We start from the raw sequence: 23,805 nt of genomic DNA, 5'->3' as shown, positions 1-23,805 counted from the left end.
AGACGATATAAATACTTACCTTTAATTTTTAATGGTAATCGGATAATTTCGGAGTGGAGATGAAAACTTTTTTTCTAAGTATTATAATGTTTTTAACGACCTGTTTTGTACTGTGTGCACAGCATTTAAACGTTCTTCAGCATTTTACCATAGATGATGGATTGTCTCAAAATCGTATCAATTATATTTTTCAAGACAATGATGGCTACATCTGGGTAGGTACACACGATGGGTTGAATAAATATAATGGGCAAGGCTACACTGTTTTTAAAAATTATGGTGAAGAAGGCGATATCAATAGCAATGACAATTATTCAGTTTATGAAGATGGTAGCGGGCATATTTGGTTTGGTACAGGAAAAGGATTGTCATGCTATAATAAGCGTTCGGGAAAATTTAAGAACTATGAATTTTCAATAGACAATAATTACTTAATGCGTCCTGTGTGGGCGATAACACCAGGAGTAAATAAGGATGAAGTCTGGGTTGGAGCTTCTGGAGGGTTGTTTAAATTAAATACGAAGAATCTAAAGTTGCAGCATTTTTCGGTTGATGATACGCTATTGGGTGCCAACTCAGTACTTGCCATTGTTCATGCTGGTGCCGGTAATTTCTATATAGGAACTAATGGTGCTGGTGTTTATCGGTTTAATGAAAAAGAAGATACAATGCATAGCATAAGTACTGAGGAGCTGAGTGAAAGCGTGGTGAACAAACTACATGTTGATAATCAAAACAACCTATGGATAGGTAGCGAGGGTAAACCTTTGTATCGGTATAATGCTATGTCCAACAATGTAAAGGAAATTAATTTAGGAGATAATTCTAGTTCAGGGGTTTTTGCCCTTTGTGAAGACCGGAATCAAAACCTTTGGATTGGTACTGATAAAGCAGGGCTGTTTAAATATGATTTAAGTTCTAATGAGCTATTACCTTTTCGATACAGTGCGGAGGGAGGACCAAAAGTGGTGAGAAGTTTATTTGAAGATGCCAAAGGCAATATATGGATAGGGACTTATGATAATGGTATTTATTTGTATGATGAATTAGACGATAATTTCAAGAATCTCTTGCCCAGTTTGAATGAATGTACATCGTCTGCTAATAATTCTGTAATGGCGATAGAAAGAGGAGGTGAAAGCGATTTTTGGTTGGGCACTGATGGTGGCGGGGTGTTTTACTATAATACTGAAACAGGAGTTTCGCATCATTACAATACGTCTAATAGTGGATTAAGTTCTAATACCATATTGAGCCTTAGGCTGGTCAAAGGGGAGTTATTTATTGGCACTTTTGGAGGAGGGCTTTGCAAATTGCATATAGAGAGTGGAGTAATACAAGTAGTGGCTCTGCCGCAAGCTGATGAGCAGCAGTCGATATGGGTAATTGAAAAAGGAGATGGCTATTTGTGGTTAGGGACAAATACGCACGGGGTGTATATGTATTCCTTGCATGATAGTTCATTTAAAAACTATACTTATAATCCTAATGATGAGAAAAGCTTAAGCTCCAATTCTGTAAGGTCTATTTTTAAAGATAGTAGAGGGAACTGGTGGGTAGGAACAGTGTTTGGACTTAATCGGCTTAATGTTGCAGACTCGTCTTTTGTGAGATTTACTCACAAAGAACACGAAAACAGTATTTCTAATAATTCCATATTGGCAATAAACGAAGACGAACAGGGGGTGTTATGGTTAGGAACTCATGGGGGAGGGCTAAATAGTTATGATATTAGCAAGCAGAAGTTTGTCAATTACACTGAGGTTGATGGGCTTCCTGGTAATGTAGTTTACAGTATTTTGATTGATGACTTGGGGAAAATATGGGTAAGCACTGATAGGGCTTTGAGTTGTTTTAATAAAGGCTTAAAAGTGTTCAAAAATTATGATCGAAAAAATGGCCTACCAAGTTCGCAGTTTAATATAGGGGCATCTTATAGAAGCACAGCGGGTGAGTTATATTTTGGCAGTGTGAAAGGAATTTGTTATTTCAAGCCTGGAAATATTAAGTCTAATTATTATCAAGCACCTACTGTAGTTACAGGCTTTCAGCTTTTAAATGATAGAAGTAAACGTTCACCTGCTACTACACTATTATCAGATACGCTAGAGTTTGATTATCAGCAAAATGCTTTTAATATATATTACGCGGCTCTCAGCTACTCTCACAACGATAATAATACCTATGCTTATCAACTAGCTCCATTTGATGAAGATTGGCAGTTCGTAGGCAAAGTGGCCTTTGCTACTTATACCAACATAGAACCGGGGTGGTACACATTTTATGTCAAATCAGCTAATAATGATGGAATATGGTCTGATCATCATGGCCAGTTAGTGATACATATTGTGCCGCCTTTTTGGAAAACGTTATGGTTTAAAATTATAGTGGCGGCTTGTATATTGCTGATCATTTATAGTGTTCATATGTTGAGGGTGAAAGTGATTAAAGCTCAAAAAAGACGCCTGAAAAAACTAGTAGGACTAAAAGAAGAGGAGATAAAGAAGAAGAACGAAGCACTTATTTATGCTAATATCAAGCATAATGAATTGCAGCAAGAAAAGCTCAATTATGAAATAGATATGAAAAGCCGTGAGCTGTCAAAGTACACCTTGTTGGTTATTCAAAAGAATAATTTTTTGTCAGAGCTGAGGCGGTTGTTGAAAAAGGCAACAAGCAATCAACAAAAAGTAGATTATAATGCAATAAAAAAGGCTATTAGGGAAATTAACCTTAATTATAGTCCAGAAGAGGAATGGACTGAGTTTGATACCAATTTCAATCTTTTGCATAAAAATTATATTTCAACACTAAAAGATAGATTTCCGGAGCTTACAGTTAATGATTTGAGGCTGTGCGCACTGTATAGAATAGAAATCCCTACTAAAGAAATAGCAAAAATTACAGGGGTATCGCCTGCAAGTGCTAAAATGGCGCGCTACAGATTGCGTAAAAAGCTTCAGCTAAATGCAGAAGAAAGTTTAGAAGGTTTTCTTAAAGAAATAGAATGACCTAAGGGATTACGATATAATGATTTATGATAGTTCGATAAATATAGATGTATCTTATTTTACATCTTGTCGTATAGTAACAAGTGGCTTATTACTTTTTTAGTGATATTAAGGTTCAATAAATATGAAAATTAATATTATTCAAATAGGGAAGAAGGCTAGTTATTTGAGAAATTATTTTCAAATGGCGTTGTATTGGATATCTTTGATGTTTATAAAAGGAGCTAGACCGTGAAATTTGAAGAAATACAAGAGCAGTTGACTAAGTATAAAGATGAGGGAAAGAGTTTGTTTACCACATCTTCATTTCAGTCTCATAGTATAGTACTTCTACATATTTTAAGTAGAATAGATAATACTATACCTGTAGTGTTTATTAACACAGGTTATCACTTTCCTGAGACAGTGGAGTTTAGAGATCTAGTAGCAGAGCAGTTTGGCTTGTCGGTGGTAGATTTAAAATCAGAGACGCCAAAGTTTATGCAAAAAGATCCTGCAGGGCGTTTGCTGTTTACCTCAGACCCAGACCACTGTTGCTTTTTGAATAAAACGCAGCCAGTAAACAGGTTGCTTATGCAACATGATGTTTGGATTAATGGCGTTAGGGCAGATCAAAGTGCTGTGCGTAAGGCGATGAAAATAGAGCAACCTGCTCCAAATAATTCTATCAGGTTCCATCCTATGTTAGATTGGAACGCGAAAATGATCTATCAGTATCAAAAAGAATATAATTTACCAAAACACCCTCTGGAAAATTCCGGATACCTGAGTATAGGCTGTGAGCCTTGTACCCGCAAGGTTGATCCTGAGATGATGGAAAGAGAAGCTAGATGGTACGGCATGAATAAAACAGAGTGTGGTTTACATACAGATTTGGTGAGTAAATAATTATGAGAATATTAGTTACAGGTGGTGCAGGTTACATCGGCACCGAATTAATTGGGCTGCTTACAAAGCGCGATGATGTGGAAGAGATCGTTATCTATGATAACCTTAGTAAAAATAATTACAACTTCTTTTTAGGTAATCATTTTCCTAAAAATATAAAAATATCAATAGTAAAAGGAGAGCTTTTAGATAGCCGTTTACTAAAGAAAGCTTTAGTGGGCATAGATGTAGTTTATCACCTTGCTGCAAAAGTGACTACACCTTTTGCTGATGCTGATCCACATTTCTATGAGCAAGTAAACCACTGGGGTACTGCCGAGCTGGTATATGCTATAGAGGAGAGCGATGTAAAGAAAGTGATTTTCACTAGTAGTACTAGTGTTTATGGCTCGTCTAAAGAAGCTGTTGACGAAGCGGTAAACCCTAACCCTCGTACTTTCTACGGTATTTCAAAAATGAGAGGGGAGGAGCACGTTAGAAGACTGCAGGATAAAGTAGATACTTACATTTTCAGATGTGGAAATGCATATGGTTATAACCGCAGCATGAGGTTCGATGCCGTAATTAATAAATTCGTATTCGAAGCACATTTCTATAAACGCATTTCTATACACGGAGATGGAAAGCAGCACCGCTCTTTCATACATGTAGGGTGTGTAGCTCAAGCATTAGTAAATGTTTTGGATGAAACTATAGATGGAGGTATTTACAACCTTGTAAATAGAGATATGGCCGTTTTAGATATAGTAGATGTCCTGAAAGAGTTGATTCCTGAATTAGAATTTATATTTGTAAATCAGCACTTAAAACTAAGACAGCTGACAGTAAAGCCTAATGAAGGTTTAATGGCTAAGTTAAATAACCCATGTCCTACTAGCTTTAAAGATGAGTTAGTTGAGTTTATGGATAAGTTCAGCTTTTAACGATAAAGTTGAAAATATAAAAAGCAAAAGGGCTACTAAATAGTAGCCCTTTTGCTTTTTATATCAATCCAATTGAATAGTATCGAAGTCATGCATTTTATCAAAATGCAAGTGTATGTCTCCACTTTCGTGGGTGTGGTATGCAGGCTTAAATTTCCCTCCCCACACTATTTCCTTACATTTATATGAATACTGAGAGTGCACCACTTGGCTAAAGGTATCATCAAAGCCCTTTAGTAATACCAGCACTTCACTATCCATATCTTTTAAATCTTGCTCTGTTTTATTGTAAAAAGGGCTGCTTTCATCTATTGCGTGTACCAATGTCCAGTTCAGGGGGAAAAACAAAATAGAGTCCCTTTCTAATTTAAGATCAATGAAGTTGCGGCTAAGTATGCTATTATCTTTATTTCTTTCTACTACCACAAGTAGCACTGTGGCCTGCATTTCTAGTAAGTTGCTTTTGCGCATATTGGCAATACGCAGTTGCAAGCTCTTCATTTCATTTTTGTATGGGGCTATCACTGCAATATTACTATACATAATTCTGGCACTGGGCTTAGAGAAACGGCCATATAGCATACCTGTAATAATGGCGAAAGACATCCAGCCGAAAATGGCTTCAAAAGCAGCGATTATGTTGGCCAAGTGACCTACAGGGTGAAGCACTCCATAGCCAACTGTGGTAAACGTTTGAAAGCTAAAATAGTAGGCTTCTAAATAATTGTATGTAGTAGTGGTGGAGGTGAGGCCCCCAAGTTGTTCTAAGCCTATTACACTGTAAATAATAGCGAAGGCCGCATTGACGGTTAGTAGAAAAGTGAAGATTAAAATAAGAAAGCGAGGCCATGACATCTGTATTAATGTATGGTATATGTTTCTACTGCTTAAACGCAGGCCTTTTTTTACTACATTAAACGAGCCATTTTTATTAATTATTCTTTTTGAGTTTGCGGTGTATTGTGTGCCTGTTCCAGGATCTTGTGTATAATTGATTTCTGTCATAGGTGGTTAAATGGCTGATAGGGCAGTAGCTAATAACTATGGTTAAAATATAATGATACAAAAAAAGGAAAGCATTTCTGCTTTCCTTCTGTTAATGTTGTTAATAATTACTATTAACAGAATTCTTTAAATACCTCTAATAAATGATTTCCTATCATTTCAGCATTCCTTCCTTCAATATGGTGTCTTTCAATGAAGTGTACCAATTCACCATCTTTAAATAAAGCTATTGAAGGTGATGATGGAGGATATGGTAAAGTATATTCTCTAGCTTTAGCTACTGCTTCCTGATCTACTCCTGCAAATACTGTAGCTAAAATATCTGGTTTATTTTCAGTTTGATCAACTGCCCACTTCACTCCGGGACGTGCAGCGCCAGCAGCACAACCACATACAGAGTTTATTACAAGTAAAGTAGTTCCTTTATGATCAGCAAAGTGATTATCTACCTCTTCTGCAGATTTGAATTCGTTGAAACCAACTGAAGTCAAGTCTGTTCGCATCGGTGCTACTAATTCTTCTGGGTACATATTGTTGTTATATTAGTTTTCGTTTATAAAAATCCTAATTCTAGTTTCGCTGCTTCAGACATCATGTCCTGAGTGTACGGAGGGTCAAACGTTATTTCCACATTTACATCGTTCACTCCTTCAATTTTTTTGATACTCGCTTCCACTTCTGTTGGAATTGACTCTGCCGCAGGGCAATTAGGTGAAGTTAGGGTCATTAACACATATACATTATTAACCGGCAAAATACTTACCTCGTAAATAAGGCCAAGCTCGTAGATGTCTACTGGTATTTCCGGATCGTATACAGTTTTTAGGGCTTCTACCACTTTATCTCTCAAAGTGCTTTCTGCTTCTCTGGTTGTATTTTCTTCACTCATTTGGTTCTAATAATTATGCTTCTACCTGGCTTTTAAGGGCTACAGCGTACAATTTCATTTGCTTAATCATAGCTCCGAAACCGTTAGAACGTTGTGTACCTATAAATCTATCCATACCTATTTCTTGAGGAAAAAATAAGTCTGCATTGATAATGTTGTCAGGTGTTTGGTTAGAAAGTACTCTTACTAGCATGCTTACTAACCCTTTAGTAATAGCCGTGTTGCTATCTGCCTGAAAAACTATCTTGTTACCTTCTAAATGTGCGCTGAGCCATACTTTTGACTGGCATCCTTTCACCACATTGTCTTCAGTCATCAGTTCTTCGGGCATGGCAGGGAGCTTTTGACCTAATTCCATAATGTAAAAATTAGTCATTTCTCTATCTCCATCTAAAATGGAAAATTCCTCAATAATGCTTTCCTGTATTTCTTTTATTGATTCTGCCATTACTTCATGAATTTTACTATCCTTTCTATCCCTTCTACCATTGTATCTATTTCCTCTTTGGTGTTGTAAACAGCAAAAGAAGCTCTTACAGTTCCTTCAATGCCAAACCTGTCCATAAGAGGTTGTGTACAGTGGTGCCCGGTTCTTACAGCAACTCCGCGTGCGTCCAGCATTTGACCTATATCAAAATGGTGTATACCATCTATTACAAATGAAAGTACGCTTACTTTAGCTGAAGCCTGACCTATTAATTTTATGCCATCGATATTGCCTACGCCTTCTGTGGCATAACGCAAAAGTGATAGCTCATGAGCGGCTATGTTGTTTTTGCCCAATTTATTGATAAAGGCAATAGCTTCATTGAGCGCAATAGCATCAGCGATATTAGGAGTTCCTGCTTCAAACTTGTACGGAATATCATTGTAAGATGTTCCGGAAAAAGATACTTCTTTAATCATTTCTCCACCACCTTGGTAGGGAGGCATGGCTTCTAGTAATTCTCTTTTTCCATATAATACACCAATGCCTGTAGGACCATAAAACTTATGTGACGATGTCGCATAAAAATCACAGTCTAAAGCTTGTACGTCTACTATGAGGTGAGCACATGCCTGAGCTCCGTCTACCAGCACTTTAGCACCCACTTCATGAGCTTTGCTTATGATGGTGTGTAAGTCGTTAACCGTTCCTAAGCTGTTAGAAGCATGGTTAACGGCTACAAGTTTGGTCTTATCCGATAGGAGAGTGGCATAGGTATCGTAATCCAACTCACCATTATCTAAAACAGGTATTACTTTTATAACAGCTTTTTGTTCCATGGCGGCTATTTGCCAAGGTACTATGTTTGAGTGGTGTTCTAGTTCAGATACGATGATCTCGTCACCCTCATTAACAAACTGTTTGCAAAATGATGAAGCTACCAAGTTAATACTGTCGGTAGTTCCTTTAGTAAATATTATTTCGTCTTTCTCACTGGCGTTTAAAAACAACTGAAGAGACGCTCTGGTCTCTTCAAAAGCTTTTGTAGCCTTCTCGGCCAAGGTATGTATGCCTCTATGAATATTGGCGTTATACCCTTCATAATATTGATTTAATGCTGATATTACCTGAATAGGCTTCTGGGTAGTGGCAGCATTATCAAAATAGGCCAAGGGCTTGCCGTTAATTTCCTGATGCAATACAGGAAATTCTTTTCTTATGCTTTCTATATCTAAAGCTTTGATGGCTTCCTGGCTTATCTCGCTCATATTTTAAAAGTTTTTATGCAATCTTTCTGATATCAGATCTTCTAAATAATCTTTTAGGGCATCTAACTTAATAGTTTCTAGTACTTCGTTAGCATAAGCATAGAGTAGCAATACTCTTGCTCTTTCTTTTCCAACTCCTCTCGATCTTAGGTAGAACAATGCTTCTTCATCTAGTTGCCCTGTGGTACACCCGTGAGAACACTTCACATCATCAGCCCATATTTCTAGCTGAGGTTTAGTGTTTACGGTAGACTCATCACTTAAAAGTATATTTTTGTTAGACTGAAAAGCATTAGTCTTCTGAGCTGCTTGTCTTACATATACTTTTCCGTTAAATACACCTCTGGAGTTATCTTCTAAAATACCTTTGTAAAGTTCGTTACTTACAGAGTTAGGTTTTAAATGATCTACAGCTGTATGGTTATCAACGTGCGATGAACCATTCAATAAATAAAGGCCATACATGTGAGTTTCTACACCTTCACCATCAACAGCTATGTTAAGGTTATTTCTAACCATGGCGCCATTTAATGTAAATGTATAAGCATTGAATACACTGGTTCTATCTTGCCATACCTGTAGTGTATCTACGTGGTAAGAAGCTTCGTTGTTGTTCTGTATTTTGTAGTATGAAAGCCTTGTGTTTTCATTGACTACAACCTCCGTTACAGCATTAGTGAAGCTTTTGGCATCGGTTAATGTAATGTGTGTTTCAAGAAACGTTGATTCACTGTTTTTTCCAGCAATAATTAAGTTTCGTGGTTGAACACTCACTTCATTTTCGGCAGTATTAAAATAATATAATGCAACAGGTGCTTCTATGACCTTGTTGTTTTCAATTTTAATTACTGAGCCATTTTCAGCTAATGCTGTGTTTAATGCCACTAGAGCATCAGCAGAGTAGTCTGCATATTTAGAGAAGTATGTGTTTACATCTTCGTCATTTTCAGCAGTAGCTACAGCAAAGTTTTTAATAGAAATTTCGCTTTCAGGACTTATTACTTCAGATAGTTCTGAAGTAAAAATACCATTTACAAACACTAAATTATTAGCTTTTAAGCCTGGAATAAAGTGTTTTGCTACTTCTTCTTTGCTGATCTCTTGAGTTGCTGATGATTCTGCAAATTCAAAATTTCGCTTTAATATCCTCTGTAGGGGAGTATATTTATATTCTTCGTTTTTAGATCCTGGAAAACCTAAGGTACGAAAAGCCTCTAAAGCATTTTTTCTTACCTCATGCACGGGTAACTGACCAGCACCATTGATACGTGATTCTAAGCTGTTGAATTGGGTTGAAAACTTTTCTTCTAAGCTTATATCTTTAGTCGTTTCACTCATGTTTTAGTAGTTTCTATGCAGTAGCTTGATCAACTTCTTCTTTAATCCAGTCGTAACCTTTTTCTTCTAACTCTAATGCTAAAGTTTTATCTCCGGATTTCACTATTTTACCTTTATATAATACGTGTACGTAATCTGGTACTATATAGTCTAACAATCTTTGATAGTGAGTAACTACTATCGTAGCGTTGTCTTTGGTCTTTAATTTATTAACACCATTAGCTACAATTCTAAGCGCATCGATATCTAATCCTGAATCTGTTTCATCAAGTATAGATAACTTAGGCTCTAGCATAGCCATTTGGAATACTTCATTTCTTTTCTTTTCACCACCTGAGAAGCCTTCGTTTAGCGAACGGCTAAGTAATGATTGGTCTATTTCTACCAACTTCATTTTTTCTTTCATCATAGTAAGGAAAGAAACTGCGTCTAAAGGCTCTTCACCTCTATGCTCTCTTACTTGATTTAGTGCTGTTTTTAAGAAGTTAGTAGTGCTTACTCCTGGAATTTCAACAGGATATTGAAATGCAAGAAATACACCTTCTCTGGCACGTTCTTCCGGACTTAACTCCAATAATTCCTGACCTAAATACTCTACTTCACCTTGAGTCACTTCATATTCTTCTCTTCCTGCAAGTACAGAGGCTAAAGTACTTTTACCAGAACCGTTAGGTCCCATTATAGCGTGCACTTCTCCTGCTTTGATTTCAAGGTTTATTCCGTTGAGAATATCCTTTCCTTCGATTGATGCGTGTAAATTCTTTATTTTAAGCATTATTCAAATCTCAGTTTCAACAATATAATATACGATCGTTATTTCTAGTGTGTGGGTTGGGTATGTAATGTTATATTAAATACCGCGTAAGTATCTACACCTTATCCATAGGCAAGGTGTAGACCGTTAATATTTAATGAGTAAGGTGAATTAACCTACGCTACCTTCAAGAGTAAGAGCAAGGAGCTTTTGAGCTTCCACGGCAAATTCCATTGGTAATTGGTTAAGTACCTCTTTACAATATCCGTTTACAATTAGTGCAATGGCACTTTCTTCATCTATACCTCTCTGCGTACAGTAGAAGATTTGGTCTTCGCCAATTTTAGAGGTGGTAGCCTCGTGCTCTACTTGCGCAGATTTGTTTTCAATATCTATATAGGGGAAGGTGTGGGCTCCACATTGGTCTCCCATTAAAAGCGAGTCACATTGGGAGAAGTTTCTTGCTCCTTCAGCACGCTTCATTACTTTTACTTGACCTCTGTAGCTGTTTTGTGATTTACCTGCAGACACACCCTTAGACACTATACGTGATTTGGTGTTTTTACCGATATGGATCATTTTGGTGCCCGTATCAGCCTGTTGGTAATTATTGGTTACTGCTACAGAATAAAACTCTCCTATAGAGTGGTCTCCTTTAAGGATGCAAGAAGGGTATTTCCATGTTACAGATGAGCCTGTTTCTACCTGAGTCCAGCTAAGTTTAGCTCTGTCTCCAGCACAAATTCCTCTTTTTGTTACAAAGTTATAAATGCCACCTTTTCCATTCTTATCACCAGGGTACCAGTTCTGAACGGTAGAGTATTTTACTTCAGCATCTTTCTTTACGTATATTTCTACTACAGCAGCATGAAGTTGATTTTCATCTCTTTGTGGAGCTGTACAGCCTTCTAGGTAGCTAACGTATGAACCTTCTTCAGCTACAATTAACGTTCTTTCAAACTGGCCAGTATTGGCTGCGTTAATTCTAAAATAGGTAGATAGCTCCATAGGGCATCTTACACCTTTAGGTATGTAGCAAAATGAACCGTCAGAGAAAACTGCCGAGTTTAATGCCGAGAAGTAATTATCACTAATGGGAACTACAGAGCCTAAATATTCTTTAATTAATTCAGGATGCTCTTTTACAGCCTCACTAAATGAACAGAATATAATGCCTAGTTCGCCTAGTTTATCTTTAAAGGTAGTAGCTACAGATACGCTGTCTAATACAGCATCTACAGCCACACCGGTAAGTCTTTTTTGTTCTTCTAATGAAATACCTAATTTTTTGAAAGTCTCTCTCAATTCAGGATCAACTTCATCAAGACTCTTAGGTTTCACTTTTTGTTTAGGAGCAGAATAGTAAATCATATCCTGATAATCTACCCTAGGGTAGTTTACATTTGCCCACTCCGGTTCTTCCATTTTAGTCCAGGCACGGTAAGCCTTCAATCGCCAGTCAAGAAGCCATTGCGGTTCTTCTTTTTTGGCGGAAATAAAATGAATAATTTCCTCGTTTAGACCCTTGGGAGCCTGATCAGCTTCCAAGTCAATGGTCCAGCCGTGTTCATATTCTTTAGAGGTAAACTCTTCTAAAATTTGGTTGTCTTTGCTCATGCGTTATTTGGACTAAGTTCAAATTACTCTGCAAAGGTACAACAAAAACCCCAGTTTAGAGTTCCTGCAATTGTATTTTTTGGGATTGATAAATCTTATGGCTTCATAGCTATTATCAATTGTTTTTCATTTCAAGTTGTATGTTTCTATTTATGCTCTCTTCAAGCGAAATCATTGTGTCTGTTCTTATTATACCTTCTACTCTTTGTATTTTGTCGTGAAGTACATCTTTTAAGTGCTGCGTGTCTTTGCAGTGTATTTTGGCAAACATACTGTAGTTACCAGTGGTGTAATGGACGTTAATAATTTCAGGTATTTGCTTTAGTTCAGAAATGACATCGTCATAAAGAGCACTTTTAGATAGGAAGATGCCAATAAAAGCGGTGATGTCGTAACCTAACTTAGTGTAGTCTATTCTAAGAGTGGTGCCTTCTACAACTCCCATATCCTCAAGCTTTTTCATGCGCACATGCACGGTTCCGCCAGAAACATATACTTGTTTTGCTACTTCTGTATATGGCTTTTTGGCGTTTTTAAGCAGTATTTCGAGAATTTTAAGGTCTACATTGTCAATTTCGTAATTCGCAGGCATAATATTGGTGGTTGATTATGTTATTTATATTGTTGAGTCAATATTATTAAAAATATTTTAAATAAACACGAATTATGTTGTTAAAATTTTAAAGAATAAATCATTTCATTACCTTTGAAGTGTTGAAAGTAAACACAATGTAGGGTGTTGAAACTGGCAGACATGCCCTCCGGTCTCGGGGGTGGAGATAACAGGATAAAGTCTTAATGCATCCAATAGCACGAGAATTAACTGCTCCGTGGAGGTTCGAATCCTTCCCCTACAGCTAATTGGTATTAAAGCAGCTCTGGTACATGGGCTGCTTTTTTTGTTGCTCACTGCTTTAAAAATATAATTACTTATAGGCTATTTGTGCTAATATGATTGGAGTGTAGTCCACTCACATTATTAGTATGGCTTTAGATCAATTATATTATTGAATTTTAATGCATGATGGTAGCCTTTCTGAAGTTGCTTGGAGTTATGGCTTTTATTTTTTTAAATGTTCTGTTAAAGTATGGAACATCTCTAAAACCACATGAATATGCTACCTCAGCAATAGTTAAATCAGAATTAGTAATAAGTTTACACGCTGCTATGATTCTGTACTCAGTTAAATACTGAAAAAATGTTTTATTTCTCATTCTTTTAAAGAATACGCAGAATGAAGATTTCTCCATGCCTAAAAATTTTGCAACATCGTTTAAAGTAATGTTATTCTGAAAGTTATTCATGACATAAAGTTCTAAAATCTGCATTTTTTTAGCATTTCGGTCATTTGTTGATGGGTGTCCAACAATATTTGTATTGCTAGTATTGGCAATGGAGGCTAATATTGTTAAAAGGGTAGGTATTCTTTCAGCATTACTTTGTGTTTGCATTAACATTAAGTTATGCTGCAATTTTTTTAGTGTTTCATCTTTAAACTCAATGGCATTGGATATTTCACTGATATTGGTGATTTGTGAATCAAGTTCAGGAAAGGTTGTTTTTAGCTCCATCAAAAAATTTGTAGAGAAGAATATGCAAATATTTTCAATCTTACCTTCTTTATCGTGGACGGTTTCATCAAACGACCAGCAATGTAACAAGTGAGGTGGGATTAATATGATTTCTCCTTCAGAAAATGGAGCCACACTATCTCCTATAATTCGGGAACCTCTGCCTGTTATTATATAAGTGATTTCCCAAAAATCCTGCTTGTGTAAGTGAATTTGCTTATCCCATTTAATATGAACATGATCATATTTAAAGGAGTGTTTTTTGTCACTCATTATATGACAGTATTTTATATGATCCTTCATGGTTAATGATGTACTTGCCTAAATGCAAATATAAGACAAGTGTGTTCAAATATATGTCAATACAGATATGGTAAACGCATTTAACTTTAGGGCTGATTAATATTTATATTGAAACATGTCTAATAAAAGCTTATTAAAATCAAAACCACATTATAAAATTTTGGATGGACTGCGTGGTATCGCAGCATTAATAGTTGTAGTATTTCACGTACTGGAGGTGCATTCTGGAGGAGATCACTCCAAGCAGCTTATAAACCATGGCTATTTAGCCGTAGATTTCTTTTTTCTTCTTTCTGGATATGTGATTAGTTATGCTTATGATGATCGATGGAGTGTTATGACTTTAGGTCATTTTTTTAAACGTAGGATAGTGCGTTTGCAGCCTATGCTAATATTCGGCTCTATATTCGGAGCCCTTTTATTTTATTTTCAAGATTCTGCAGTTCTCGGATGGGGCGGGGTTTCAGAAGTGCCGGTATGGAAAGTTTCGTTTTTAATGGTAATTGGTTTTTTTCTTATCCCTGTAGGTAAGGGCTTAGACATAAGGGGCTGGAATGAGATGTTTCCTTTGAATGGGCCAGCTTGGACCTTGTTTTTTGAGGAAATTGCCAACATATCATATGCTTTGGTTTTAAGAAGGCTATCTAACAAGGTTCTATTTATTTTAGTAGTAATTGCAATGCTGTTTCTAGTGCATTATGCACTTACTAATTCGCATGGAGATATTATTGGAGGCTGGGCAATAGATGATTCTCTTCAGATGAAAATCGGGTTTATACGTTTGGCTTTTCCGTTTTTATCGGGCATTTTTTTGGCTAAAACAGTAAAGGTGAAAAGCATTAAAAATGCATTTTTATATACATCCTTGTTGCTAATTGCGGTTTTATCTGTACCCAGAATAGGTGGGGCTGATGATCTTTGGCAAAATGGGTTGTATGAGTGTGTGTGTTTAATTATCGTATTTCCGTTTATTGTTTGGTTAGGAGCTAGTGGGCATGTAGATGGTGTTACGGAAAGAATTAGTAAGTTTCTAGGAGATATATCTTATCCGATTTATATAACACACTTTCCGCTTGTCTATATTTATATGGCTTGGGTTTCTAATAATAATTATACACTGGCCGAAAGCTGGCCTTATGCACTTTTGACCATGATTATGTCGGTTTTTGTGGCATTTGCAGCTATGAGATTGTATGATATGCCTATCAGAACGTGGCTGAAAAGTAAATATTTATCTAAAAATAAATAGCATAATTACTCACCTCAGGGAGAGCTCGAGGTGTATGTCTTTAGTTACTGATGCTTATGCAAAAATGATTATTCAGGGGTACTCTTCTCTATAAGTGGCGCTTTCATAGCTGAGAAGCGGAAAAATATTGGCCTAATTTATGCTTTAACGCATTTCAACTATTTTAATACTGTTATTTTATATGAGATTAATCTTTCTAGTAGTATTGCTTTGCGTTTTGGTTGGAAGAGTTGAGGCTCAATCGCGCATTTCATTTGGCCCCGAGGCAGGGTATATCCTTTCAGATATGTTGTTGACAGATCATGAGTACAGCTCTTTGAATTGGAATAATAACTTTATTCGCAATGGCTTTTTTTTTGGAGTATCTTCATTAATGGAGATATCACAATCAGTAGACCTTAATGGTAGTTTATTATTTGAGTCGAAGGGAAATAAATACAGAGATGAAAATGAAGATTTAGAGTATAAACGAAAATTTAATCACCTGAAGTTGCCAATAAATGTTGTTTTTGACTTTAATGGGGATGATAATGGGGTCAAGTTACTGGCGGGCATTTATGCAGGAGTAGCTGTTGGTGGAAATTTGAAATTGAAAGGAGAAACTACCAAGACTGTGAAATTGGCTGATCTTGATGTTAAAAAAGTCGATTATGGATTCATCAATCTTGGATTGGGGTATAGTTATGATCGTATGCAAGTGAACTTACTTTATAATACAGGCGGGTTCAATGTGTATGGTGAAGGTTCTAGGTTTATTAATTTCAGATTAGGAGCAGCATATTATTTGTTTGATGTTGAGTAACTGTTATTGCTTGCCAATTGTCATGGTTTTTTGGTGCTAGCTGTAGCTGAAATATCATTGATTGGTTCAATAAAATAAATGGAAACCGATGGGCTGATGTCACGAAAAGTTTTTGATCAAAGTGGAGCTAGTGAAATTGAGAAATAGAGAAAAGTCATAAAAAAGGCCGATTCAAATCGAATCGGCCTTTCAACTTATATGAACGTCTATCTACTATTTATATATAAGGTCAAATCTGTCTAGCTTCATTACTTTGTCCCAAGCAGCAACGAAGTCGTTAACAAATTTTTCTTCCGCGCCATTGCTAGCGTATACTTCTGCTAAGGCTCGTAACTCAGAGTTAGAACCAAAGATTAAGTCAGCACGAGTGGCGGTATATTTTACCTTTCCGGTTTTTCTGTCTTTCCCTTCAAATTTTTCTTTAGTATCATCAGAAGCGCTCCATTCGGTACTCATGTCTAATAATTTCACAAAGAATACGTTAGTAAGTGCATCTTTTTTATCAGAGAAAATGCCATTCTTAGAACCATCATAGTTGGCATTAAGTGAACGCATACCACCTACTAAAACAGTCATTTCAGGAGCTGTTAAAGTGAGAAGTTGAGCTTTATCTACCAATAGTTCTTCGGTAGGTAATTTGTACTGCGTTTTTAGATAGTTACGGAAGCCATCTGCCATTGGCTCAAGTAATTGGAAAGATTCAACATCAGTTTGCTCCTGAGTAGCATCCATACGACCTGGTGTAAAAGGCACGCTTACTTTGTAGCCAGCATTAGCTGCTGCTTTTTCTACTCCGGCAGCTCCAGCTAATACTATTAAGTCGGCCATTGATACCTTTTTGTCTCCGCCTTTAGCATTAAAGTCTTGTTGGATTTGCTCCAATACTTTCAATACTTTCGCTAATTGAGCCGGATTATTTACTTCCCAGTCCTTTTGTGGAGCAAGGCGTATTCTGGCTCCGTTGGCACCACCTCTTCTATCAGAACCACGGTACGTAGAGGCAGAAGCCCAAGCCGTAGTTACCATATCTGTGATAGAAAGTTCAGAGTTTAAAATCTGTGTTTTTAAACTAGCAATATCGCTTTTGGTGATCAACTTGTGGTCAACCGCAGGGATTGGGTCTTGCCAAATTAAATCTTCAGTAGGTGCTTCAGGTCCTAAATAAGTGGTTTTAGGTCCCATATCTCTGTGTGTAAGTTTAAACCATGCACGAGCAAAAGCATCGTTAAACAACTCAGGGTTTTCATAGAATTTTCGTGAAATCTTCTCGAAACCAGGATCCATTCTCAAAGATAAATCTGTAGTAAACATAGTGGGCTTATGCATTTTTGAAGCATCATGTGCATCGGGTACCATCATGTTAGGGCTATCACCTTTGGCTACCCATTGGTGTGCACCTGCGGGGCTTTTTGTTAATTCCCACTCGTTTTCGAATAGACTGGCAAAGAAAAGGTGACTCCATCTTGTAGGGGTGGCCGTCCATGTTACTTCTAAGCCTGAAGTGATGGCATCACCACCTTTGCCTGACTTGTATTTGTTTTTCCATCCAAAGCCTTGCTCTTCAATAGGAGCTGCTTCGGGCTCAGGTCCTACATTGTCTGCTTTACCAGCACCGTGAGCTTTACCCAAGGTATGTCCCCCGGCAATAAGTGCTACGGTTTCTTCATCGTTCATACCCATTCTACCAAAAGTAGCGCGTATGTCTTTGGCGGCTAATAATGGATCAGGATTGCCATTAGGCCCTTCAGGGTTTACATAAATCAGTCCCATTTGAACAGCTGCTAACGGATTTTCTAATTCTCTATCGCCAGAATAGCGTGAGCTGTCAGATAACCATGTTTTTTCAGCTCCCCAGTATACGTCCATTTCTGGCTCGTAAACGTCTTCTCTACCTCCGGCAAAACCAAAAGTTTTGAAGCCCATGTCTTCAAGTGCCACATTACCTGTTAATACCATTAAGTCAGCCCAAGAAATTTTGTTGCCATACTTTTGTTTGATAGGCCAAATTAAGCGTCTGGCTTTGTCTAAGTTAGCGTTATCAGGCCAGCTATTGATGGGAGCAAAGCGTTGCTGTCCTGATCTGGATCCTCCACGCCCATCAGCAGTACGGTAAGTACCAGCACTGTGCCACGCCATTCTTATAAACAAACCTCCATAATGACCAAAATCTGCAGGCCACCAATCTTGAGAATCGGTAAGTACTTTTCTGATGTCACTTTTAAGCGAATCATATTCTAAGCTATTGAAAGCTTCTATGTAGTTGAACTCTTCATCCATCGGGGTTGATAAAGAAGAATTTTGACGAAGTATACTTAGGTTTAAGCGATTGGGCCACCAGTCGTTGATACTGCTGGCTTTCATGTTGGATAAACTTTTCTTGGTAGCGCCCGATTCTCCATCCATCTCAGAGACTATTCGTGCCTCCTCTTTTTTCTGACAAGCTGTAATAGCCATGCTGAGAGCTAATAGCAAGCCAAATGCTTTCGTTTTGTTCATAATTTAAATGTTTAATGTTAAGGTTGCTGAAATATTGGTGCAATTTACAGACATATAAATTCGCTTTAATTATAAAGTAGATTGATTGTTTTAATGACAGTATTGATAAAATCTATGAGTTAATGCCTGCTTCATTTCGGTGTTGTAGACTAAAACTGAGTCGTATTACTGGTGGAAGTTTCAAAGATTTGAAACACAATATTTTCAGGAGGGGAGGCTTATTCTTCATAGGAAGAAAAAGCGCAGATATGTGTTTTAAATCTCATGAAATTATTTGTGGGCGGCCCTTTTATTTTAATGGGTAAACCCTAAATAAATTTACCATGAAGCCGCTTTTGTATCACCAGTATGCTTCTCATTAGAATATAATCATACTTTGCGACTTTTCATTTTAAAGTCTCCAATTTTTAATGGAGTCAGTAGCCGCAATAGGCTTTTCAGTGAATTTTAAATTTAGTTGTTTGCTTCAGATGTTTGGTTTTATTTTATACCTGAAATCAAGCCTGAACAAATAATTTAGATTTAAGTGAAAAGTATAATAAAAAGAAGTTGTGGTGCCGTACTATTGATGCTTGCTATTTTAGCCTGTGATGTAAATCTATCATTTGCACAATCTGAAGTAGAATGGTCTCCTGATTATGTGTTGAAATTAGAAGATTTTCAGTCTCCCCAATCAGAGATTAATCCAGAGTTAAATTCTATTTCTATATTTTCAGGCGCCATCTTTGATTTCAATTACCAGATGACCCGAGGGCAATTTATGTTTACTAAAAATTTTAATGATAAGGTAAATAATAAATTTAATCGAAAGGTGGCTGTTATAATAGCTCCGGATACATTAGTAGCTCAATCGCTAGTGGCGTATGGGCAGTATAGTTTTGATTTGTCAGAATTATATGCCAGAAAATTTAGGAAGGCTATTTATGACCAAAAAGGAACGTTCTCGGATGCAAGTTTCTTTCAGCCGATATATCAGAAGTTATATGAGCAATTGAATGAAGAGAATGCAAGGGTATTAAAAGTGACCAATTTAGGACAAAATGAAGCTTTACTTAAAGAAGAGCATTCGCGTGTACTGACTCAAATTGATGAGCTTGCCGAATTTTGTAAAGAATGTAAGCCCAAAAAAAATAAAAAGTAAGAGCTGAGGGCAGTTGGCGCTTGAGCTTATAAATTATATCAATCACATGAGCACTTGTTTGAAAACTACTCATGTGATTGATATGTGTTATACATCAAAATTAGGCCACGGATCAACAAAGCCTGAGGCAGATTTAGAAACTAACTCGTCATTTTCATTTACAAGGCATGCTTCTAGTTCATTAGTCAGTTGGTCAACCTCTAAATCTTGACCAATGAGTACTAATTCGTTCATTCTGTCTCCCCATTTACTGTCCCATTTCGCCATAATGGCATCTTGGTTTTCCATATATGCCAAGTTTAAAGCCCTTTCTTTCATGGGCACAGAAGCCCACCATCGGCCGTAAGGTTCAGCTTTTAGAGATCCGCCTGCTTGGCTCCAAAGTAATGCTTGCGCTGGTCGTGAGGCGAGCCAGAATAGGCCTTTGCTTCTAATAACATTGGCTGGCCATTGCTGATTGATATACGCCCAAAATCGCTCTGGGTGAAATGGCCTGTGGTTGCGAAATACAAATGATGATATGCCATACTCTTCCGTTTCGGGTGTATGTTCGTTGTTGAGTTCTTTTATCCAACCTGCTGACTGTTCTGCTTTTTCATAGTCAAAAAGCTTGGTGTTAAGTATTTCTTTTAGGTCTACTTTGCTTTGGTTCGTTTTTATTATTTTGGCTTCAGGGTTCAGTTTCGTTAGTATTCCTTCTAAAAGGTCTAGCTGTGGTGGACTTACCAAATCTACTTTATTGAGAATAATTACGTTGGCAAATTCTACCTGATCGGTCAGTAGGTTAACAATGCTTCGGTTGTCTTCTGGTTCGTCAGTCATTTTCCGATCAAAAATGGTGTCGGCACTTCCAAAATCTGTTAAGAAATTTAAGGCATCTACCACTGTTACCATGGTGTCTAACCTGCTGAAGTTGGTGAGGTCGAACAGTTCATCTCCAGTAGCAAAAGAGAAGGTCTGCGCTACAGGAATTGGCTCCGAAATACCGGTACTTTCTATAAGAAGGTAATCGTATTTATTGGTTTTTGCTAAACGTTCCACTTCTATCATTAAATCTTCTCGTAAGGTACAGCAGATGCAGCCATTGCTCATTTCTACTAGTTTTTCATCTGTGCGAGATAGCTTTACTTCGTTTTTCACTAATTGACTATCAATGTTGACTTCGCTCATGTCATTGACAATAACGGCCACTTTTAAACCTTCTCTGTTATTTAGAATATGATTTAAGAGGGTGGTTTTGCCAGCTCCTAAAAATCCGCTGAGTACTGTTACGGGTATTTTTTTCTTACCAAACATTATTTTTTGAAGTTTTTGTCGATGGGGTAATTTTTACTGGCCAAGCTGGCTTGTCTAATGTATTTCCAGTTAATAAAATGTGCATAGGCTATAGCAGACCCTCCTGCCACGGAGAGTAAGGCTTCATATTCTGCCAAGCCGAAAATGTGCCTCAACGCTATGAGTATGAAGCCCCCACTTACAATTATGAAGGGGGTTGACCTTCTGTGGTTTAGTCTGTATGCTTTAGATAAAGAGAATGTAGCTATAGCGAAGCTGAGGCCTATTGCCGCTCTTTCTATCCATTCGTTTTCTAAAAACTGCAAACCTGCCAGCGGCATTAGGCTTAAAATCAATGGTAGCGCGGCACAGTGTATGGCACAAAGTAGTGCGGCACTAAAGCCTATAAAGTCCAAGTGTATTCCTGCAAATTGTGATTTCATAAATGATTGTATTTGATGAAGTGACACTGCAAGGTTACTAAAAAATCATTAAATGCAATAGTGTTGCATTTGTAAAAATCTGTATATAAGTTTGTTCGAAAAATGTAAAGCTTATGTTGAAGACGCATTCTTTATTTTTCGCATACAATAAATCGGTCTATTTTAAGTTTCCGGATATTGATTTGGGAGATGGTGAAGATTTATTGATACTAGGGGAGTCGGGTATTGGGAAAACCACATTTCTTCATCTTATGGCGGGGTTGTTAAAACCGGGATTAGGTCGTGTAGAAATTATGGGCACGAGTATTACGGAATTAAAAACCAGTGTGCTTGATAGGTTTAGAGGTGAAAATATAGGTTTGGTATTTCAGCATCCTCAATTTATACAAGCGCTGACAGTAAAAGAAAACCTTGCTTTAATTCAGTATTTGGCTGTAAAAAGGCCCGATTATGATAGAATTGGTGAAGTGCTGAAAGCGCTGGGTTTGTTTCAAAAGATAGATGAGCGACCTAAACACCTGAGTCAGGGAGAGAGGCAAAGATTGGGCATAGCTATGGCAGTGGTGAATGCACCAAAAATAATATTAGCCGATGAGCCTACTGCCAGCTTAGATGATAAAAACTGTGAGCGTGTGGTTCGTCTGTTGAAAGAGCAGGCTTTGGTTAATAAGGCTCAGCTAGTAGTAATTACGCATGATAATAGACTGAAGTCACATTTTAATAATACACTTCAATTATGAATATTTCTAAACTGGCTTATAAAGATTTAACTGATAAGCCATGGAGTACTATTTTGAGTGTTGTTTTGCTGATGATGGGGGTTGGGTTGGTTTCGTTGATATTGCTGGTTAAGCAACAGATTGAGCGGCAAGTTAATAACAACTTAGAAGGAATAGACATGGTAGTGGGGGCGAAGGGTAGTCCTTTGCAATTAATTTTATCTGCAATCTACCATATGGATGTGCCTACTGGAAATATTTCATTGGAAGAAGCCAATAAGCTAAAGAAGAACAGGTTGATAGCCTACAGTATTCCTGTGGCTTATGGTGATAGTTATAAAGGTGTACATATTGTAGGCACCACACCGGCATACCCTGATATTTACGGGGCAGATCTTGCTTTTGGTACTTTATGGAAGGCGAATTTTGAAGTGGTAGTTGGGGCTGACTTAGCATCGGATTACAACCTACAAGTGGGGGATGAGTTTGTGGGATCTCATGGTCTTACAGAAGGAGGTGAGCATCATGCAGAGCATCCATATAAAATAGTTGGTATTTTTTCCAAAACAGAAACGGTGCTGGATAGACTTGTGCTAACAAGCATAGAAAGTGTTTGGGCGGTGCATGAACATGAAGAGGAGACTGCTGAGCATAATCCTCATCATGAAGAGAGGGAGATTACTGCACTTTTTGTCAAATTTCGCAATCCTATGGGCATGATTCAGCTGCCACGATCGGTTAATAAAAATACGAATATGCAAGCCGCATTGCCGCAGTATGAATTGAGTAAACTGCTTGATTTTGTGGGGGAGGGAGTTGTTTATATTAAGGCTCTAGCATTTATAATTATTGTTGCTTCTGGGGTTAGTGTGTTTTTTAGTCTCTATAAGTCTTTGCAAGATAAGAAATTGGAGCTGGCGCTTATGCGTACTTACGGTGCCAGAAGGTGGCAGTTATCAGGGTTTATGCTGCAGAAAGGTTTGTTTGTGACACTTGTAGGGGCAGTTTCTGGGGTTTGTCTCAGCAGGTTGATATTAGCGTGTTTGTCTTTTAATTATCAAGAAGGCTACGGAGCTCTGCTGGGTGGTTTTGAGTGGGTAAGAGGAGAAACGTGGCTATTAATTGGTGGTTTGGGGGTGGGGACAGTTGCTTCTTTACTTCCGGCAGTTCAGGTTTTCAATATTAATATATCAAAAACACTTTCAAATGGCTAAATGGGCATTTATATTCTTATTTTGTTTTATAACCTTGTGTGCAAAGGGGCAAGAGAAAATTACTTGGAATACGTTAGCCGATGTGAAATTCACTGATAAGTACAGTGAAAAGCTTGATGCCTATTATTACTACCCTCATTTCGGTGCATCAGTTAAGAAATTAGAAGGGCAAACGGTATCCATTAAAGGCTATATGCTGGTGGTGGACCCTAAGAAAAATGTTTACGTGTTATCTCAATACCCAAATTCTGCTTGTTTTTTCTGTGGTAATGGTGGCCCTGAATCGATCATTGAACTTAAATTTTCAAAGTCTCATAACAAGTTTAAAATGGATCAGGTGGTTACGATTACCGGTGAGTTTAAGCTTAATCAAGATGATATTTACCAATGTAATTATATTCTTGAAAATGCTAGGCAGTGAGTGAAAGCCAGTAATATCGTTTACATCTTATTGAAAAGGCCTCAAATTTT

General features: G+C 37.4%; 22 protein-coding genes. 9 read left to right on the top strand and 13 right to left on the bottom strand.

The window, feature by feature from the left end:
* Positions 1 to 59: 59 nt before the first annotated feature.
* From ACXACQ_RS22875 to ACXACQ_RS22865, 3 genes are all read left to right on the top strand, one after another.
* Positions 60 to 3,011 carry a two-component regulator propeller domain-containing protein gene (locus tag ACXACQ_RS22875; protein WP_474978330.1) on the top strand — a complete coding sequence of 984 codons (2,952 nt, stop codon included), beginning with the start codon at positions 60 to 62 and terminating at the stop codon, positions 3,009 to 3,011.
* A 231-nt stretch (positions 3,012 to 3,242) separates the two neighbouring features.
* A complete protein-coding gene (locus tag ACXACQ_RS22870) occupies positions 3,243 to 3,899 on the top strand; it encodes a phosphoadenylyl-sulfate reductase (protein WP_474978329.1) in 657 nt (218 codons plus the stop codon).
* Positions 3,900 to 3,901: 2 nt separating this feature from the next.
* Positions 3,902 to 4,822 (top strand): NAD-dependent epimerase/dehydratase family protein, encoded by a 921-nt coding sequence (locus tag ACXACQ_RS22865; RefSeq protein WP_474978328.1) that lies wholly within the window; start codon positions 3,902 to 3,904, stop codon positions 4,820 to 4,822.
* Between the two features lie 63 nt (positions 4,823 to 4,885).
* On the opposite strand, the gene ACXACQ_RS22860 is transcribed toward ACXACQ_RS22865, so the two are convergent.
* From ACXACQ_RS22860 to ACXACQ_RS22815, 10 genes are all read right to left on the bottom strand, one after another.
* A complete protein-coding gene (locus ACXACQ_RS22860) occupies positions 4,886 to 5,827 on the bottom strand; it encodes an ion channel (protein ID WP_474978327.1) in 942 nt (313 codons plus the stop codon).
* Between the two features lie 113 nt (positions 5,828 to 5,940).
* The gene (locus tag ACXACQ_RS22855; RefSeq protein ID WP_474978326.1) at positions 5,941 to 6,357 is read right to left on the bottom strand and encodes a BrxA/BrxB family bacilliredoxin; all 417 of its coding nucleotides are present in this window, start codon (positions 6,355 to 6,357) and stop codon (positions 5,941 to 5,943) included.
* Between the two features lie 23 nt (positions 6,358 to 6,380).
* Positions 6,381 to 6,716: an SUF system Fe-S cluster assembly protein gene (locus ACXACQ_RS22850; RefSeq protein ID WP_474978325.1), complete on the bottom strand. Its 336-nt coding sequence runs from the start codon at positions 6,714 to 6,716 to the stop codon at positions 6,381 to 6,383.
* A 13-nt stretch (positions 6,717 to 6,729) separates the two neighbouring features.
* Positions 6,730 to 7,164, bottom strand: coding sequence for a SufE family protein (locus ACXACQ_RS22845; RefSeq protein WP_474978324.1), 435 nt, complete (start codon positions 7,162 to 7,164; stop codon positions 6,730 to 6,732).
* The gene (locus ACXACQ_RS22840) at positions 7,164 to 8,411 is read right to left on the bottom strand and encodes an aminotransferase class V-fold PLP-dependent enzyme (RefSeq protein ID WP_474978323.1); all 1,248 of its coding nucleotides are present in this window, start codon (positions 8,409 to 8,411) and stop codon (positions 7,164 to 7,166) included. The genes ACXACQ_RS22845 and ACXACQ_RS22840 overlap by 1 nt, the downstream gene beginning before the upstream one ends.
* A 3-nt stretch (positions 8,412 to 8,414) precedes the next feature.
* Entirely contained in the window at positions 8,415 to 9,749 is a 1,335-nt protein-coding gene (sufD, locus tag ACXACQ_RS22835) for a Fe-S cluster assembly protein SufD (RefSeq protein ID WP_474978322.1), read from the bottom strand.
* Between the two features lie 13 nt (positions 9,750 to 9,762).
* Positions 9,763 to 10,524 (bottom strand): Fe-S cluster assembly ATPase SufC, encoded by a 762-nt coding sequence (sufC, locus tag ACXACQ_RS22830; protein ID WP_474978321.1) that lies wholly within the window; start codon positions 10,522 to 10,524, stop codon positions 9,763 to 9,765.
* A gap of 150 nt (positions 10,525 to 10,674) precedes the next feature.
* Complete coding sequence (gene sufB / locus ACXACQ_RS22825) at positions 10,675 to 12,120, bottom strand: Fe-S cluster assembly protein SufB (protein WP_474978320.1); 1,446 nt, start codon at positions 12,118 to 12,120, stop codon at positions 10,675 to 10,677.
* A 115-nt stretch (positions 12,121 to 12,235) separates the two neighbouring features.
* Positions 12,236 to 12,712, bottom strand: coding sequence for an Lrp/AsnC ligand binding domain-containing protein (locus ACXACQ_RS22820; RefSeq protein ID WP_474978319.1), 477 nt, complete (start codon positions 12,710 to 12,712; stop codon positions 12,236 to 12,238).
* Between the two features lie 422 nt (positions 12,713 to 13,134).
* Entirely contained in the window at positions 13,135 to 13,965 is an 831-nt protein-coding gene (locus tag ACXACQ_RS22815) for an AraC family transcriptional regulator (protein ID WP_474978318.1), read from the bottom strand.
* A gap of 145 nt (positions 13,966 to 14,110) precedes the next feature.
* Here ACXACQ_RS22815 and ACXACQ_RS22810 point away from each other — a divergent pair, with 145 nt between their 5' ends.
* Together ACXACQ_RS22810 and ACXACQ_RS22805 are read left to right on the top strand one after the other, a co-directional pair.
* Complete coding sequence (locus tag ACXACQ_RS22810; RefSeq protein ID WP_474978317.1) at positions 14,111 to 15,244, top strand: acyltransferase family protein; 1,134 nt, start codon at positions 14,111 to 14,113, stop codon at positions 15,242 to 15,244.
* Positions 15,245 to 15,425: 181 nt separating this feature from the next.
* A complete protein-coding gene (locus ACXACQ_RS22805) occupies positions 15,426 to 16,046 on the top strand; it encodes an outer membrane beta-barrel protein (RefSeq protein ID WP_474978316.1) in 621 nt (206 codons plus the stop codon).
* A 213-nt stretch (positions 16,047 to 16,259) separates the two neighbouring features.
* Here ACXACQ_RS22805 and katG read toward each other — a convergent pair whose 3' ends face one another.
* Positions 16,260 to 18,500 (bottom strand): catalase/peroxidase HPI, encoded by a 2,241-nt coding sequence (katG, locus tag ACXACQ_RS22800; RefSeq protein ID WP_474978500.1) that lies wholly within the window; start codon positions 18,498 to 18,500, stop codon positions 16,260 to 16,262.
* 568 nt (positions 18,501 to 19,068) lie between these two features.
* On the opposite strand from katG, the gene ACXACQ_RS22795 reads away from it, so the two are divergent.
* A complete protein-coding gene (locus ACXACQ_RS22795) occupies positions 19,069 to 19,683 on the top strand; it encodes a hypothetical protein (protein ID WP_474978315.1) in 615 nt (204 codons plus the stop codon).
* Positions 19,684 to 19,770: 87 nt separating this feature from the next.
* Here the strand turns inward: ACXACQ_RS22795 and ACXACQ_RS22790 are convergent, their stop codons facing one another.
* Together ACXACQ_RS22790 and ACXACQ_RS22785 are read right to left on the bottom strand one after the other, a co-directional pair.
* Complete coding sequence (locus ACXACQ_RS22790; protein WP_474978314.1) at positions 19,771 to 20,979, bottom strand: GTP-binding protein; 1,209 nt, start codon at positions 20,977 to 20,979, stop codon at positions 19,771 to 19,773.
* Entirely contained in the window at positions 20,979 to 21,401 is a 423-nt protein-coding gene (locus ACXACQ_RS22785) for a MerC domain-containing protein (protein WP_474978313.1), read from the bottom strand. The genes ACXACQ_RS22790 and ACXACQ_RS22785 overlap by 1 nt, the downstream gene beginning before the upstream one ends.
* 113 nt (positions 21,402 to 21,514) lie before the next feature.
* Here ACXACQ_RS22785 and ACXACQ_RS22780 point away from each other — a divergent pair, with 113 nt between their 5' ends.
* Genes ACXACQ_RS22780 through ACXACQ_RS22770 form a run of 3 tightly spaced genes read left to right on the top strand, consistent with a single transcriptional unit; the run spans position 21,515 to position 23,755 of the window.
* The gene (locus ACXACQ_RS22780) at positions 21,515 to 22,141 is read left to right on the top strand and encodes an ABC transporter ATP-binding protein (protein ID WP_474978312.1); all 627 of its coding nucleotides are present in this window, start codon (positions 21,515 to 21,517) and stop codon (positions 22,139 to 22,141) included.
* Complete coding sequence (locus ACXACQ_RS22775) at positions 22,138 to 23,334, top strand: ABC transporter permease (RefSeq protein WP_474978311.1); 1,197 nt, start codon at positions 22,138 to 22,140, stop codon at positions 23,332 to 23,334. Before ACXACQ_RS22780 ends, ACXACQ_RS22775 begins: the two co-directional genes overlap by 4 nt.
* A complete protein-coding gene (locus tag ACXACQ_RS22770) occupies positions 23,327 to 23,755 on the top strand; it encodes a DUF3299 domain-containing protein (protein WP_474978310.1) in 429 nt (142 codons plus the stop codon). Before ACXACQ_RS22775 ends, ACXACQ_RS22770 begins: the two co-directional genes overlap by 8 nt.
* Positions 23,756 to 23,805: the final 50 nt, after the last annotated feature.

Source organism: Fulvivirga sp. AWR4_260, from assembly GCF_056158185.1.
Note: the sequence above shows the minus strand (reverse complement) of the source record. Positions and strands in the feature narration are given on the sequence as shown.